The sequence below is a fragment of the Sphingorhabdus sp. genome, from assembly GCF_046596595.1.
Classification (GTDB): domain Bacteria; phylum Pseudomonadota; class Alphaproteobacteria; order Sphingomonadales; family Sphingomonadaceae; genus Sphingorhabdus_B.
Map to the genome: position 1 here is coordinate 37,457 of NZ_JBKJMB010000096.1, position 15,023 is coordinate 52,479.

At 57.2% G+C, this 15,023-nt stretch carries 17 protein-coding genes and 1 tRNA gene; 11 read left to right on the top strand and 7 right to left on the bottom strand.

Annotated elements, in window-relative coordinates:
• The first annotated feature begins 232 nt into the window (after nucleotides 1–232).
• The 3 genes from ACLL9E_RS09925 to ACLL9E_RS09935 all read left to right on the top strand — a co-directional run bounded on the left by ACLL9E_RS09925 (nucleotide 233) and on the right by ACLL9E_RS09935 (nucleotide 1,593).
• On the top strand, nucleotides 233–1,165 hold the full coding sequence (locus ACLL9E_RS09925) for a hypothetical protein (RefSeq protein ID WP_411291575.1): 933 nt from the start codon (nucleotides 233–235) through the stop codon (nucleotides 1,163–1,165).
• Between the two features lie 50 nt (nucleotides 1,166–1,215).
• A tRNA-Val gene (locus ACLL9E_RS09930) sits at nucleotides 1,216–1,291 on the top strand.
• 92 nt (nucleotides 1,292–1,383) lie between these two features.
• A complete protein-coding gene (locus tag ACLL9E_RS09935; protein WP_411291576.1) occupies nucleotides 1,384–1,593 on the top strand; it encodes a hypothetical protein in 210 nt (69 codons plus the stop codon).
• A gap of 8 nt (nucleotides 1,594–1,601) precedes the next feature.
• On the opposite strand, the gene ACLL9E_RS09940 is transcribed toward ACLL9E_RS09935, so the two are convergent.
• The gene (locus tag ACLL9E_RS09940; protein ID WP_411291577.1) at nucleotides 1,602–2,195 is read right to left on the bottom strand and encodes a TlpA family protein disulfide reductase; all 594 of its coding nucleotides are present in this window, start codon (nucleotides 2,193–2,195) and stop codon (nucleotides 1,602–1,604) included.
• Nucleotides 2,196–2,211: 16 nt separating this feature from the next.
• On the opposite strand from ACLL9E_RS09940, the gene argH reads away from it, so the two are divergent.
• The 8 genes from argH to ACLL9E_RS09980 are packed head-to-tail and all read left to right on the top strand — an operon-like array spanning nucleotide 2,212 to nucleotide 9,275.
• On the top strand, nucleotides 2,212–3,582 hold the full coding sequence (gene argH / locus ACLL9E_RS09945; RefSeq protein ID WP_411291595.1) for an argininosuccinate lyase: 1,371 nt from the start codon (nucleotides 2,212–2,214) through the stop codon (nucleotides 3,580–3,582).
• Nucleotides 3,579–3,884 (top strand): hypothetical protein, encoded by a 306-nt coding sequence (locus tag ACLL9E_RS09950; RefSeq protein ID WP_411291578.1) that lies wholly within the window; start codon nucleotides 3,579–3,581, stop codon nucleotides 3,882–3,884. Before argH ends, ACLL9E_RS09950 begins: the two co-directional genes overlap by 4 nt.
• Before the next feature lie 10 nt (nucleotides 3,885–3,894).
• Complete coding sequence (gene lysA, locus ACLL9E_RS09955; protein ID WP_411291579.1) at nucleotides 3,895–5,157, top strand: diaminopimelate decarboxylase; 1,263 nt, start codon at nucleotides 3,895–3,897, stop codon at nucleotides 5,155–5,157.
• A 9-nt stretch (nucleotides 5,158–5,166) separates the two neighbouring features.
• Nucleotides 5,167–5,946 carry an NAD(P)-dependent oxidoreductase gene (locus ACLL9E_RS09960; protein WP_411291580.1) on the top strand — a complete coding sequence of 260 codons (780 nt, stop codon included), beginning with the start codon at nucleotides 5,167–5,169 and terminating at the stop codon, nucleotides 5,944–5,946.
• Between the two features lie 37 nt (nucleotides 5,947–5,983).
• Entirely contained in the window at nucleotides 5,984–6,793 is an 810-nt protein-coding gene (gene proC, locus ACLL9E_RS09965) for a pyrroline-5-carboxylate reductase (RefSeq protein WP_411291581.1), read from the top strand.
• On the top strand, nucleotides 6,790–8,394 hold the full coding sequence (locus tag ACLL9E_RS09970) for an amidase (protein WP_411291582.1): 1,605 nt from the start codon (nucleotides 6,790–6,792) through the stop codon (nucleotides 8,392–8,394). The genes proC and ACLL9E_RS09970 overlap by 4 nt, the downstream gene beginning before the upstream one ends.
• Nucleotides 8,395–8,868, top strand: a complete 474-nt coding sequence (locus ACLL9E_RS09975) for a PaaI family thioesterase (protein ID WP_411291583.1) — start codon at nucleotides 8,395–8,397, stop codon at nucleotides 8,866–8,868.
• Nucleotides 8,865–9,275, top strand: a complete 411-nt coding sequence (locus ACLL9E_RS09980; protein WP_411291584.1) for a PaaI family thioesterase — start codon at nucleotides 8,865–8,867, stop codon at nucleotides 9,273–9,275. The genes ACLL9E_RS09975 and ACLL9E_RS09980 overlap by 4 nt, the downstream gene beginning before the upstream one ends.
• Here ACLL9E_RS09980 and ACLL9E_RS09985 read toward each other — a convergent pair.
• The 6 genes from ACLL9E_RS09985 to ACLL9E_RS10010 all read right to left on the bottom strand — a co-directional run.
• Entirely contained in the window at nucleotides 9,272–9,784 is a 513-nt protein-coding gene (locus ACLL9E_RS09985) for a YbjN domain-containing protein (RefSeq protein ID WP_411291585.1), read from the bottom strand. The genes ACLL9E_RS09980 and ACLL9E_RS09985 overlap by 4 nt on opposite strands.
• 106 nt (nucleotides 9,785–9,890) lie before the next feature.
• Nucleotides 9,891–10,199, bottom strand: coding sequence for an accessory factor UbiK family protein (locus tag ACLL9E_RS09990; protein WP_411291586.1), 309 nt, complete (start codon nucleotides 10,197–10,199; stop codon nucleotides 9,891–9,893).
• A gap of 27 nt (nucleotides 10,200–10,226) precedes the next feature.
• Nucleotides 10,227–10,787, bottom strand: coding sequence for a TspO/MBR family protein (locus tag ACLL9E_RS09995; RefSeq protein WP_411291587.1), 561 nt, complete (start codon nucleotides 10,785–10,787; stop codon nucleotides 10,227–10,229).
• Nucleotides 10,788–10,941: 154 nt separating this feature from the next.
• Entirely contained in the window at nucleotides 10,942–11,241 is a 300-nt protein-coding gene (locus ACLL9E_RS10000; protein ID WP_411291588.1) for a hypothetical protein, read from the bottom strand.
• A 10-nt stretch (nucleotides 11,242–11,251) separates the two neighbouring features.
• Nucleotides 11,252–14,068 (bottom strand): M16 family metallopeptidase, encoded by a 2,817-nt coding sequence (locus ACLL9E_RS10005; RefSeq protein WP_411291589.1) that lies wholly within the window; start codon nucleotides 14,066–14,068, stop codon nucleotides 11,252–11,254.
• Between the two features lie 94 nt (nucleotides 14,069–14,162).
• Nucleotides 14,163–15,023 (bottom strand): penicillin acylase family protein (locus ACLL9E_RS10010; RefSeq protein ID WP_411291590.1); only part of this gene is annotated, 861 nt, incomplete at its 5' end.

Genomic DNA, 15,023 nt, shown 5'->3' on the forward strand with positions numbered 1-15,023 from the left:
GCTGCGCTCAACATGACTTTATGACTTCTCACCTAAATCTGCTCCTCTGTGTCGTACAGAACCTTGGCCGGTTATCCATGAACATGGGGTTAGCGCGTCGGATGGCTTATGCAAACAGTCCGACTGGCGAAACTGTTTCCTCCAATATGGACCGTAATTTTGCCGGTGGACTGGCAGGTCATTTGCTGGTCTTATGAAAGCATAACATAATCAGACAGTTGCTAGGTTCAATATGGCAGATTACCTTATTTCGCCCGTCGCATCCCGAAATGAACGATTTGCCATGGTCGCGGGCGGGTCGACGCAGCGGGATACCCAGCTCACCAAACTCGCAACACTAAGTGGTTGCACGGCGATCATGATGGATGATGAACGGCATGCCGACTATCTGCTGGTGGATCTTTGCTCCGAAACGGAGAGACTCACTGATACCCTATCGCGCATTACCCACTATCTCCAAAGATATAGAAGCACTGCATTAATCTGGTCCACGATGGAGTCGCTCGAAGAAGTTTACGCGGCACTTCCGCACGGCCAATGCCATTTTCTGGTCAATGCGGATGACGTCGCAGCAGTGCCTATTTTGGCGGGAGCATATGGACGGGGCAGCATGGACCGACTGCATGACAAAGACCGTGATGTGGAATTTGGATCGCTTCACCGGATCAGCGACGAGCTTGCCGAATTTGCTCGCACGCTGGCGCGCATGGCCGAACCCGACCGCGAGGATAAGGTCTCGGACAGCCCGGTTTCATTTCGCCCTGCGCCGATGGAGGGCTTTCAAGGCTTTCCCTTAAGCACGCCAAAGACCAGCGCGCGCGCTGGGCCCTTGAATTTGCGCGAACTCATCAAGCTACGCCGGTTGCGCGACAGATTTTTCCCGCCCGACTTATTTGCGGACCCCGCATGGGATATCCTGCTCGATTTAAAGGCAGCCGCGCAGGAAGGACAGCAAGTGTCGGTATCAAGCCTGTGCATTGCCGCTGCCGTGCCACCCACTACGGCGTTGCGTTGGATTACCGCCATGACCGACAGCGGCATGCTTATGCGACGTCAGGACCCAGCCGATGCCCGCCGCGTGTTTATTGAACTTTCGCCAGAGACGTCGGCAAAGCTGGACGGTTATTTTGTCGCTGCGGCCGCCCGCTCTGCCCCGATTATCTGATAACACTTGCCAAACGCAAAAGGCTTTGGCAAAGGCGCGCTTCCCGAGAGGGGCGCTTAGCTCAGTTGGTAGAGCATCTCGTTTACACCGAGAGGGTCAGCGGTTCGAGCCCGTTAGCGCCCACCATTTTTGACCGTGATTTTACAACTGGGCAAAAAATAGGTTTGAAGGGCGCTTCGTTCATCGTAGAGACAGGCTTTGGAAGGCAGGTTGGCGGCATGCGGGGAAGTTTCGTCACTTTAAGCTTTGGCCTATTCGCCTTGGGCGGCGCCGCGTTTCCCGATATCGCCATGGCACGTGAAACAGAGCCAGCGGAATCGGCTAACTGCGTTGATCCAAAACATCGTCATGTCGTGGTGCGTCCATTGACCGAATCACTGCCGATTCGAAAATCCGAAAAACTCAAAGTGCGCCGTATTCTGATGTAATGGATCGTCTAGTCTGCCTTGCGCAGCAACTTGGCTAACTCGGCGTCATCCCATTCGACACCACCTGCGATTCGCCAGACCTCCTGCCCGTCTTTGTTATATAAAATCGTCGTAGGCAGTGCGATGGCATTATTGAATGCCGCCAAAATTGCATTGTCGGCGTCGGTAAAAGGTTCAAGATTTTTGACACCTGTCTCTTCGAAAAAGGCAAGCACAGGGGCCCGACCTTCAAGGTCTTGCGACACCACAATGACGTTCATCCGGTCCTTTTCAAGCTTGGCCAGCGCATCAAGCGTCGGCATTTCGGCTTTGCAAGGCGCACACCACGTCGCCCAGACATTCAACAATAAAGGCTTTCCTGCAAAATCGGCCAGACGAACGTCCTGACCGTCGGCATCTGCAAAAACAGCTGTCGGTGCCTTTTGCCCTGCAAATTTGTAGCTGAGCGTTGCGCGCATCCCATTAGGGCTTTCAAGGTTGATGTCGCTTGTTTGACTGGCCCCCGACTTTGCGGTTGATGCGGGTTGCGCTTGCCCCTTGGGTTGGCTTTCTTTATCGCATCCGGCCAAGACCAGAAGGATTAGGGCAATTACAGAACGCATGTCGAATTCCAATAGCATGTGGGGCGGACGGTTTGCCGAAGGCCCTGGCGATATCATGCGCGCGATAAATGCCTCCATCCCATTCGACAAGCGACTTTGGCAGGAAGATATTGCTGGGAGCAAAGCCCATGCTGACATGTTGGCCGCAGCAGACATTATTTCACACGCTGACAATGTCGCAATTCAAAATGGCCTTGATTCCATCACCGCCGAATATGAAGCCAATGGGGTCCCCGAAGACATCGCGCTTGAAGACATTCACATGGTCACCGAAACGCGGCTGCGCGCATTGATTGGCGAGCCCGCTGCCCGTCTGCATACTGCCCGGTCACGCAATGATCAGGTCGCGACCGATTTTCGTCTTTGGGTGCGCAGGGCCACGCATGAAATCGACGCGGGCCTCCGCGCTTTTCAGACTGCGCTTGTTGCGCGCGCGGACGAACATGCCGACAGCATCATGCCAGGGTTCACCCATTTGCAGGTCGCACAGCCCGTCACGCTCGGCCATCATTTGCTTGCTTATTATGAAATGGCGAAGCGCGACCGCAGCCGCTTTGCCGACTGCCGAAGGCGCCTTAACCAGTCGCCATTAGGAGCGGCTGCATTGGCTGGCACAGGCTTTCCAATCGACCGTGCGGCAACCGCATCTGCGCTTGGTTTCGACGGACCGATGGCCAACAGCCTTGATGCCGTGTCAGACCGCGATTTCGCGCTCGAATTTCTGACGGCAGCGGCGCAGACCGCTTTGCATCTGTCGCGACTCGCTGAAGAGATGATCATCTGGGCTTCGCAGCCTTATGGTTTCATCAATCTGCCCGATGCATGGTCCACTGGCAGTTCAATCATGCCGCAAAAGCGAAATCCCGATGCCGCCGAGCTGGTGCGCGGCCATAGCGGACGCATCATTGGCTGCATGAACAGCCTGATGATCACCATGAAAGGGCTTCCGCTGGCATATTCAAAAGACATGCAGGACGACAAACCGCCCGTCTTTGAAGCCTATGACCTGCTGACTTTGTCGATTGCGGCCATGACGGGCATGGTGGCCAATGTGACTTTCAACGCACCACGCATGCGAGAGGTCGCCGCCACCGGATTTTCGACCGCGACCGATCTGGCAGATTGGCTTGTCCGCACGTTTGCCATGCCCTTTCGCGAGGCGCATCATGTTACGGGAAGTGTCGTGAAGATGTGCGAAGCGCGCGGGATCGGGCTTTCCGGGATCACGCCAGACGACCTTGCGGCCATCAACCCGACCCTCGCGGGCTGTACCCTCCCTGACCTTTCGGTTCATGGGTCAGTGGCAAGCCGGACAAGCTTTGGCGGTACGGCGCCGCAGCGCGTACGGGAAGCAATCGCTACGGCGAAAAAGGAGCTTGAGGCATGAAGTTGAAACGCGCTTTGTTCATCATTGGTGCCACCTTAGCTGCATCGGCTTGCGGCAAGGTCGGCGATCTTGAGCCGCGCGCAGGCAACAGTCTGCCGCCCAAGGCCTACGGCCAAAGCATCGAGCAAACAGCGCAGGTTTTAACCACGCCTTCGGTGCAAGCGCGTCCAGGCCGAACCGACGAAGTGCTCAAACGCTCCGAACGGCGTGAAGACGACCCTTTTGACATACCGCCAGGTGAAGAGCCCAAACCGTTGAACCCCGAAAAGTCGCCACAGCCCGCCACAAGCGCCCCGAAATAAGTAAACCCTCATGAACCATTTTGATCTCATCAATGGCGTCTTGCACGCCGAAGACGTGGCTTTGCCTGATATTGCCGCGGCCGTTGGCACCCCTGTCTATGTCTATTCGCGGGCAACGCTTGAACGCCATGCGCAGGTGTTCCGCAATGCCTTGTCCGGGCTTGATAACCCGCATCTGGCCTTTGCGGTCAAGTCGAACCCCAATCTTGCGGTGCTGAAAGTGCTGGCAAAGCAAGGCTATGGCGCAGACGTTGTGTCGGGTGGCGAGATGGACCGCGCGCTTGCCGCGGGCATGGCCGCACAGGACATCGTCTTTTCGGGTGTCGGCAAAACGGCGGAAGAAATATTGCGCGCACTGAAGGCTGGCATTGGTCAGTTTAACATCGAATCCGAAGAAGAAGGCGCTGAATTGGCGATGCTTGCAGGCTCGCTTGGTCTTACGGCTTATGCCGTGTTGCGGATCAATCCCGATGTCGATGCTGGCACCCATGGCAAGATATCGACCGGCAAGGCGGACAATAAATTCGGCGTGGGCATTGACCGCGCACCGGAAATCTACGCGCGGTTAAGTGCGCTGCCGAACCTGCACATGCGCGGCGTCGCCCTGCATATCGGTAGCCAGTTGACCAGCCTTGAGCCGCTTGAAACGGCATTCAATAAGGTTGGTGTTTTGGTGCAGGCGTTACGCGACCAAGGACATATCATTACCCATGTGGACTTGGGCGGCGGCTTGGGTGTGCGCTATCGCGCCGATGACAATCCGCCAGAGCCAGCCGAATATGGCGATATGGTCGCGCGCGTCACCAAGGATTGGGGCGTGCGGTTGATGTTCGAACCGGGCCGCGTGATTGCGGGCAATGCGGGCATATTGCTGACGCGCGTGATCCGCGTCAAACCGGGATCAGGAAACGCGCCCTTTGTGATTGTCGATGCCGCGATGAATGATCTGGCACGCCCTGCCTTGTACGACGCCTGGCATGATTTTGAAGCCGTCGCGCCGAACGGGCAGAAGATGCTGGCGAATATCGTCGGGCCAGTATGCGAAACGGGTGACACATTTGCCATGGGTCGCGAAATCGACCCGGTTCAGGCGAACGACTTGGCGATATTCCGCACCGCAGGCGCATATGGCGCGACGATGGCGAGTACGTATAACAGCCGAGGCCTCGTCCCCGAAGTGCTGGTCGATGGTGATAAGTTCGCAGTCGTCGCCGAACGCATTTCGCCGGAAACCATACTGGCCGCCGAACATGTCCCCGACTGGCTGAAATAGGAACTAATCTTGGATCAGTTGCCCATCTTCGTGAACCTGAAAGGCCGAAATGTCATTTTGGTCGGCGATGGTGAAATGGCGGATGCCAAAAGGCGGCTGATTGAACGCGCTGGCGGGATCTGTGTGGACGCCGGAAATCACGACGCACGCATCGCTTTTGTGGCAATCGCTGACGAAGATGAAGCGCGGTCCTCGGCCAACGATTTGAAGGCGCGCGGGTTGCTCGTCAATGTCGTCGACCGTCCTGAAATCTGCGACTTCACCACGCCAGCCATTGTCGACCGGACGCCGGTTCTGGTTGCGGTGGGCACAGGCGGCGCGTCGGCAGGGATGGCAAAGGCCATTCGCCAGCGGATTGAGACATTGTTGCCCGAAACATTGGGGCCGCTTGCCACCGCCATATCTGCCGCACGCGCGCGCATTCGCGAACGCTGGCCCGAGGGGGCCGAACGCCGCCGGGCACTGGATCAGGGCTTTGCCGCGGGTGGGCATTTGGACCCCTTTGGCAGGCACACGCCAGATACTGTCGCCAACTGGCTTGAACGTGCCGAAGAACCGAACGGCGACCGGCTAATCGAAATTGCGCTTCTTTCTGCAAATCCCGACGACCTCACGTTGCTCACCGCGCGGTTGTTGGGCGAGGCTGACCATATATTCCACGATGCCGATGTGCCCGCTGCCATCCTCAATCGCGCCCGCGCAGATGCGATCCGCCATGAAGGCGCGCCGCCTTTGCCTGCGCCCGGCGGGCTGTCGCTTTTCCTGCGGTTGCCGTTGTCGCACGGATAGGGCATGACTGGGTCATCAACAGTCGCAGGGTAGTATTTTGTCCGCTTTCCCACCTGAAATATGTTTCTATGGCTGCGGCAATATGGGCAGCGCAATGTTGCGCGGTTGGCTTGCGCATGGCATTTCGCCTGAACATTTCCACATTGTTGATCCCGTCGCCGAAAATCTGCCAGCGGGCGTATCGGTCTACCGCTCGCCGCAGGAGGTCGCGCGGCGCTTCGATATTGTTGTCCTTGGCATCAAGCCGCAAATGCTGGCTTCGCTGGCGTCCCACATTGCGCAACTGCTGGCACCCGACGCATTGGTAATTTCGATCCTCGCGGGCACGACATTCGAAACGCTTTGCGCTGCCTTCCCCTCCGCGCGCGTGATCCGGCTGATGCCCAATTTGGCAGCCGCGATTGGCAAGTCGCCACTCGCAGTCTTCGCGCCGCATGCAGGCGAAGAAGCGCGCACAGCAATAGCTGATTTTCTGGCCCCCTTGGGATCGGTCATCTGGATCGACGACGAAGACCAGATGGACGCAGTCACGGCGCTTGCCGGATCAGGGCCGGCTTTTGTGTATCGCTTCGTTGATGCATTGATCAGCGGCGGTGAGGCCGCAGGATTGCCGCGCGAAATTGCCGCGCAGTTGGCGATTTCAATGACCGAAGGCGCAGCTTTGCTTGCGGCGTCATCCGCGCAATCGCCGCACGCGCTGGCAGCGCTCGTCACAAGCCCGGGGGGCACCACGGCAGCGGGCTTGGCCGTGCTTGATTCAAACGACGCTTTGAATGCATTGATTGGGCAAACATTGCGCGCCGCGCGTGACCGTGGGACAGAATTGGCAACAGGAGAAGAAAATTGAAATTGAAGATCGCACTCGCCTTAACATGTGCATTGGCGCAGCCAGTTTCCGCGTGGGCGGCAACTCCGCCTTCGGTCGAGCAAGCCAGTGCCAACCTAGCCAAAACGGGTCCGATTGAGAATTTTGACCTCTCCGAGCTCGCCGACGGCGTAAAGGATGGCATCTTTAACAGTGAAGCCATAACCGCCGCTTACCTTGCCCGGATCGCCGCTGTCGATGACAGTGGACCAACACTTAGCGCCGTCATTGCGACTTTTCCTGATGCCCTCGAACAAGCGCGTGCGATGGACGCCGAATTGCGCGCCGGTAAATTTCGCGGGCCAATGCACGGCATACCCATTTTGGTGAAGGACAATGTCGAGGTTGCAGGGCCCATTCCAACGACGGCTGGATCACTGGCACTCGCAGGCAATATCACGAACCGCGACGCGCCATTGATCGCACGATTGCGCGAAGCGGGCGCAATTATCCTGGGCAAAACAAACCTGAGCGAATGGGCCAACATCCGTTCAGACAACTCAACCAGCGGTTGGAGCGCAGTTGGCGGCTTGACCAAAAACCCGCATGCGCTTGACCGCAACGCTTGTGGCTCGTCCAGCGGCAGCGGTTCGGCCGCAGCAGCGGGCCTTGCCGCAGGGACCATTGGCACAGAAACCGATGGTTCGATCACCTGCCCTGCTGGCGTAAATGGCGTTGTCGGTTTCAAACCAACCGTCGGTTTGGTGTCGCGACGTTATGTCGTCCCGATCAGCCACAGTCAGGACACTGCTGGGCCCATGACCCGATCAGTGCGCGATGCAGCCATCATGCTGACTGCGATGGCCGGAAGCGACCCGCAAGACGCAGCGACCACCGAGGCAGACAACTGGCGCGGCGATTATACATCTGGCCTTGCGCTAGACGCGTTGAAAGGCATGCGCATTGGTGTCATCCGCGCGCCAACGGCGGACGCGGCACTTTTCGATGCGGCCATCGCCAAGCTGACCGCAGGAGGCGCCGAAATCGTCATCCTTGATGCCAGCAAGATCGACCGTCAAAAAATCGGACAAGGCGAATTCAAGGTTCTACTGGCAGAGCTAAAAGCTGATCTCGCAGGATATCTGCAAGGCCTGCCACAGGGCCTTGTACCGCACAAAACGCTCGCCGATATCGTCGCTTTCAACAAAGCCAATGCCGACAAGGAACTGCAGCATTTCGGGCAGGACACATTCGAGATGGCCGACAAGGAAAAGGGATTGGATGATCCTGCCTATCTTGAGGCGCTGGCAACATCACGCGGGCTTGCCTCCAACGCGCTGAACCAGATGTTTGCCAACAACAAGGTAGACGTCATCATTGCCCAGACCAATGGCCCGGCGTGGCTGTCAACGCTTGGCAAGGGCGATGCGTTTTCAGGGCCAAGCGCCAGCCAATTGCCTGCCGTCGCCGGCTTTCCCCATTTGACGGTGCCGATGGGCCTGTCTTCGGGCCTGCCCGTCGGCCTCAGCTTCATCGGGCCGAAATGGCATGACCACAATGTTCTGAAGGCCGGCTATGCGTATGAGCAGCTTTCAAAAGCGCGGGTGGCGCCCAAATTCGCCGCTTCATTGGAAAACAAATAAATGGCGTTCGGCAAACCTGATCTCGGCAGCATCGTGCCCAAAGGCGCGAGCTTTGACCCAGCGTTGGTCAACAAGTTGATGGGCAAATTCGGCCATGGCGGGTTCCTCGATATGGAATATGTCGGCCATGGCGACGACTGGGTCGAACTCGCCATTGACTGGCGCGAGGATCTTGTCGCTGACCCCGACACGGGCATATTGGCCTCCGCGGTCATCATCAGCCTCATGGATAACGCCACCAGCATGTCGATCTGGACCAAGCTCGGCGAATTCCGGCCACAAGTGACAATGGACCTGCGGATTGACTATCTGCGGCCCTCTCCATCTGGCGAACGTGTTTACGGGCGCGGTATTTGCTACCATTTGACCAACAGCATCGGCTTTGTCCGCGGCTTTGCCCATAATGGCAATCCAGATGAGCCTTTGGCGCATGCAAGCGGGACATTCATCCGTATCGGGGACCGCATATCATGACCGAGCGGCTCGCCACACTTCCCCCTTATGCCCGTGCGCTCGACATGGCGATCGTTGACGAACTGGACGGCGCGCCCGTCATCGGGATGCCCTTTGCCGACCGCGTGCAGGGCCGTCCCGGCTTTTTGCATGGCGGGGCCATTTCCGGATTACTGGAGATTGCGGCCATTGCGGCCATTCACCGCGCTTTACGCGCCAAGGGCAGCGATTCTGCGATCAAGCAGGTCAATGTTACCGTCGATTTCATGCGCGGCGGCGTCAGCCAAATGACCTATGCCGTGGGTGAAGTCACCCGGCTCGGCCGTACGATGGCAAATGTCGAGGCCCGCGCATGGCAGGAAGACCGCGATAAACCCATCGCCATGGGTTATATGCATTATCTGATTAGGCCGAAAAAGGTGGCTTAAGCCTCGCCATGCGTTTCGATAAGGGCGCTGGCGATGGCTTCCTCGGGTGTTTTGTCGCCCCAGATGATGAACTGGAACACGGGATAGAAACGCTCACATTCGTCAATGGCGACATCAATGATTGTCTGGGCCTGATCAACACCCAACAACCCGTTGGACGCCATCAGGCTGCCGTGGCGGAACAACAATATACCATTGGCGGACCACATGTCGAAATGGCCAAGCCACAATTGTTCATTGATTAATCCCAAGGCGGTGTAGACGCTCGCGCGCTTGTCGCTTGGGACTGTGATGTCGGGCAAAATAATCAGTTGAAGCGCATTGTCTTCCTCACGCCAGATCGCGCGGATCTGATAGCTGGCCCAGCTGCCTTTATACTCAGCGGTGATTTCGTCTTCACCATCCAGCTCAAACGACCAACCCCGCGCTTCGAACAATGCCGCGAGCATGTCCATTGGCGCGGATTCATCGCGTTCAAATTGCTCATATTGTTCGTCTGCGTCGTGCATTTCAAAGCGCCTGTAATGATTTAACGAGCCTGCCCCTTGAGTGACTCGCACGCAAGGGGCTTACGCTAATGCGCAGCACAAGCCTGTGGGCCGACTGTGGAAAAGTTCAGACTGGGCCGTCTGCCGGCTTGATCGCCGGCTTGGCCTTGGCTGGCGTGGCGCTAATTTTTGCCTGCATGGCGGCTTCAAGCACCGCGACACGCTTACCGAGCGCATCTGCTTCGGCGCGGGCATTGGCAGCCAGCGTTTTGACCGCATCAAACTCTTCGCGTGACACAAGATCGAGGCCACCTGCCCATTCGCGCGCGCGTTCGCGCATGCTCGCTTCGGCCTCACGGCCCATACCGGCAACGGTCCCGGCCACGCCGTTCAAGACTTTCGCCAAATCATCAAAAATGTGCTTTTCGCTTTGCATGTCAGTCACTCCAATGCGGTCGGGGGATTAACCGCCACTGCCTATCTGGGAAGTCGCAGCCGGAACGTAAAGGCTTTCCGCATCGGGATTCATTCGGTCGATCTGAAAATTCAGTATCGATGCGAAGCTGATCCAGACCAGATACGGCACCATGAGCCATGCTGCAGCCTTGCGAACCTGCGCAAATGCGAAGGTCGTGGCAATCGCGACACCAAGCATGGCAAGGATAATAAAAAATGCGGTGGTCACTTTGTGCGCGCCAAAAAATGTCGGCGACCATGTCAGGTTAATCATGAACTGCGCCAAAAAGAGGCCAATTGCCCTATTGCGATGTCGTGCACCGCGCGCGTGAAGCACCATCGCAAAAGCAAGTCCAATGAGGAAATATAGCGTTGGCCACACGACGCCGAACACCCAGCCCGGCGGTTGCGCGTCGGGCTTGATCAGCGTCTGGTACCAGATATTCTCCTCAGTCGAACCGGAAACGGTGCCTGAGAAGAAGCCAAGAAACATAATGACAGGAATAACGAACAACGCCCAACGCACTAGGGACATGCGCAACTGCGATGGCGATGCAAGCTGGTTCATGCGTGGGCTCCGGACACGGTCTGCGCGATTCGGAAAGAAAAGCGGTCGCCTGAGATATTAGCATGCGCATATAATAGAACAAGGCCGCCCACCCGATTGGATAGACGGCCTTTTGTCTCGTTATCGGGCACAATCCGTGCCGATATTGCCGTTCTTACTTGCGTGTGCCCGACAGACCCATCGAACCAAAGGCGCCGGCCTTCACTTCGCCGGTCATGGCGTCACCAGCGACTGTAGCGGTCGCGTCAAGGTGCATGGGCATCGGAACGGTAATGTCCATGCCCCAGCTCAACGTGTCGCCATCGACGGTGCCGTTGGAGATATCCATTGACCCAAGACCACCTGACATTTGACCCGAAAAGCTGCTGCCGTCGCTATTGACGGTAAGCACTGCTTTCTGGTCCCCCATCGGGCTTTTGATTGTTACGTCCCAGTCGCCATCAACTGCTGCCATATCCTGCTCCTTATTTCGCTGTGTTGTTTGCACTGGTGTTAGCAGTATCCGTTACCATTTCAATTGGCAATCCAAGTGCTTCCAGTTGCGGCTTCACCTTCGCAGCATCGCCTACGACTACCCACATAAACTTGTCGGGATTGACCAGAACACGTACCGCGCCGTCGAGCTTTTCCTGTGTCATGCCGCGATATTCGCTCGCCACCGTGGCGTAAAAATCGTCGGGCCGCTGGAACAAGACATTGCGTTGCATTGCAGACAGGACATCGCCCGAAGTTTCGAAACTGCCGGGCAACTCGCGGATATTACCGCCGACGATCCGGTCACGTTCTTCCTTGGTAATACCCTTATCAGATAAAAACGCCTTATAATTGCTGATCAAGGCAGCAATCGATTCACCGGTCTTGTCCGCTTGTACGGGGGCGGAGATGAGATAGGGCACATCGCCTTCGACGCGGTTGATGCTGCCACGTACGCCATAGGACCAACCCTTGGTTTCACGCAGATCCATGTTGATACGTGACAGAAATCCTGCCCCTAACGCTTCATTGGCGGTGATCGCGGTCTCAAGATCGGCCGTGCCCTTTGTCGCGAGCACTTGCCCGCCCAGAATAAGCGATTGCGGCGAGCCCGGACGGTTGATCAAGATGATCCGCGGATTGGCTGAAGCAGGCGTCGCTGACATATCCTTGACACCGGCAGGACCGGTCGCCGTCCAACTGCCGAAACTGCTTTCAAGTGCGCTCTTGATTTCTGCGAGTGGCTTGTCGCTGACGACGAAGAAAGTCGCCTTTTCCGGACGGAACCATTTCTGGTGGAAATCGAGTATTTCACTGCGCGACACTTTGCTTACCGTTGCAACATCGCCGGTTCCGGTGAACGAAATGCCATAAGGGTGATCCTTGCCGAACAAGATTGGCGGCAGCGTCCGGAAGGCGACGCCTTGCGGGCTTGTCAGTTCGGACTGGATACGTGCCAGTTGCTGGCCACGAAGCCGCTCCACTTCCGCAGGCACGAAATCGGGCCGAAGGACGATGTCCGAAAACAGTTTCAGCGACGGGGCTAGATTGGCGGACAATGATGTCACGCTGACATTGGTCCGGTCCATGCTTGCGCTGCTGCCGATGCTTGCGCCCAGCCGTTCTTGCGCCTCGGCGATCTGCGTGGATGTCATCCCCGCCGCGCCTTCGTCAAGCAAAGCGAGCATCAATGACTGAGTCCCCGACCTGTCGCGCGGATCGGCAGTGTTGCCCGCATTGAAGCTGAGTGAAACCTGAGTCAAAGGCACTGCATTGCGCTGCGCGTAGACTATCTCGATGCCGTTCGACAGCTTGGTGCGTTCCACCTTTGGAAAGGCGAGATCGGATATCACGCCAAGCTCTGGCGCAGGCGAACGCTTGACCGTGGTAATCGGTGCAGCGGCCTTCGGCGCCGCAGGTGCCTTGGCTTCTTCATAAGCTGCGCGCTCACCGGGTTCGACCGTAAGCGCATACACAGGACGGTTAAGCCAGCGGCCCATCGCCGATGTCACGCGCGCGGGCGTTACCGTAGCGAGTTCATCAAGCTGCTTTTTGTAGAAATTGCTGTCGCCCCGGTAAAGTGCACCCTCGGCCAAAGCCACTGCTTTGCCCCCAAAACCGCCGACCTGTTCCAGCCCGGCAAGCCGGCTCGAAACCGTGCGCATCTGCACGCGCTGTACCTCGTCAGCCGTAGGGCCGGTTTTGACAAAGTCAGCGATGATTTCGTCGAGTCGCTTGGCAACGACGGCCGGATCAACGCCAGGCTTCACGTCCGCAGTTATTTCGATGCCACCCAGTTGGGCAAAGCCCTGATATCCGGCAGATACGTTAACCGCGAGCTTTTCCTGACGAACTAGAATGTTGTCAAGCCGCGAACTGGCAAGGCCACCAAGCACGGATGCACCAACCTCGAGCGGCACTGAGTCAGCGCTGTCGATACCGGGAACCGTCCAGTTGCGGTAAATGCGTGTGGTCGCGACTTTGTCCTTCATCACTTCTGATTTGGGCGCGGCCAGCGTCGGCACTTCGACCTTCAGCGGCTTTTGCTTCGGGCCAGCCTTGATTGCACCGAAATTCTTCTCGACCAGCTTTTTTGCGGTCGGCACGTCGATATCGCCTGCCAGCACCAGAACCGCATTGTTCGGGCCATAATGTTGACGGAACCAGGCGCGGACATCTTCCATGCTGGCGCTATCAAGATCGGCCATCGAGCCGATTGTCGAATGGCCATATGGATGATTTTCAGGGACCATCCCCTTGATCTGAGCATATTCAACCAGGCCAAAAGGCTGCGTATCGCCCTGCCGTTTTTCATTCTGGACAACGCCGATCTGGTTGGTCAGATTTTCCTGCGTAACTGCGCCGAGCAGAAAGCCCATACGGTCAGATTCAAGATACAGCATACGGTCGAGTGCGCTTGTAGGCACAGTCTGGAAATAATTGGTACGGTCAAACCATGTAGTGCCGTTATAGTCAGTCGCACCCATATTCTGCAGCGGCTGGAAGAAATCGCCAGCTGCGTTTTCCGACCCGTTGAACATCAAATGCTCGAACAGATGGGCAAAGCCCGTCTTTCCTTTGGGTTCATGTTTCGAACCGATGTCATACCAGATCGACACAGCGACTATTGGGGCCTTGCGGTCGGTATGGACAATCACGCGCAATCCATTTTTCAACGTGAACTGCTGATGCGGGATGTTGATTTCCTTGACCAAGGCCAACGCCGGGACTGGCGCGGGGTCAGCCGCGAGCGCTGGCGACACAAGCATCGTTGCGCCAAGCAGCGCGAGGGTCAATTTACGGATCATATTCTGCTCCCAAAGCTAAAAATCATGGCCATCACCGGTAACGGCCGTCACAGTAAACACAATCTGGTGAAATGATATTTTCGACGAACGCCGTTCAGGGCCGATAACGGCGTTTTGCGTGCTTCACGGCATCTGCCCATTCGAAATAAACGGGCTTATATTTACCCGCCACAAACAGCTTCATCTGGTCGGTATAATGTGGCGATTCGGGACGGGTAGTCGCCGCGCCATAAGGCTGGATCGATTCCGATATGACATTCCCGGCCTTGTCCCACCGCATCAGCATGATGAAACTGTCGCCATGCCGGACGCGCATCTTGCCATCGGCCTGATCGGCATCCCACATCGTCGTCGCGCGCAATGTGTCGGTGCCGCCGAGCATTGGCAAATCAACCTTCCCGCGGCGCAGACGCTGAATGTCGGCAAGCGGTGGGTCGATTCGTCCAAAGCGTTTTTTGAACTCGGTCACCGCCTCCTGAAGCGTGTTGCGCGCATCAGGCATTTTGTCCCCGCGCCAGTGCGGCCGCGCGCCAAAACGGATGATGCGTTCGGCCAAAGCGTCGGCGCTTCCCTTGCCATCACTTGACCAGTCCCAGCCGGCCAAAAGCTTTTGCGCTGCGGCCAGCTGGGGCGCGTCTTTGAGATCAAGTGCTGCAAAGGACGCCATCCACGGGCCGACCCAGCCTTGCTTGCTGTAAATCATGTCCATCTTGATCGCGAGCAGCTCTTCCGGCGTGATGGATGTATCGGCGGCCAGAAGCTCGGTGGCGCGCAGTCCGCGGTTGGTCATTCCCAATTCAATGCCGAGATAAGGCGAGTAATCCGCCGGATCCATTTCCGATCCCGGTCCGGCAGCCAGAAATGGCGTATTATTGGCGTTCTGGACAAAGCCTGATGCCGGATCGACGATTTTGGGATAGCGGTCAAAGCCAACGGGGCCTGACCACATCACTGC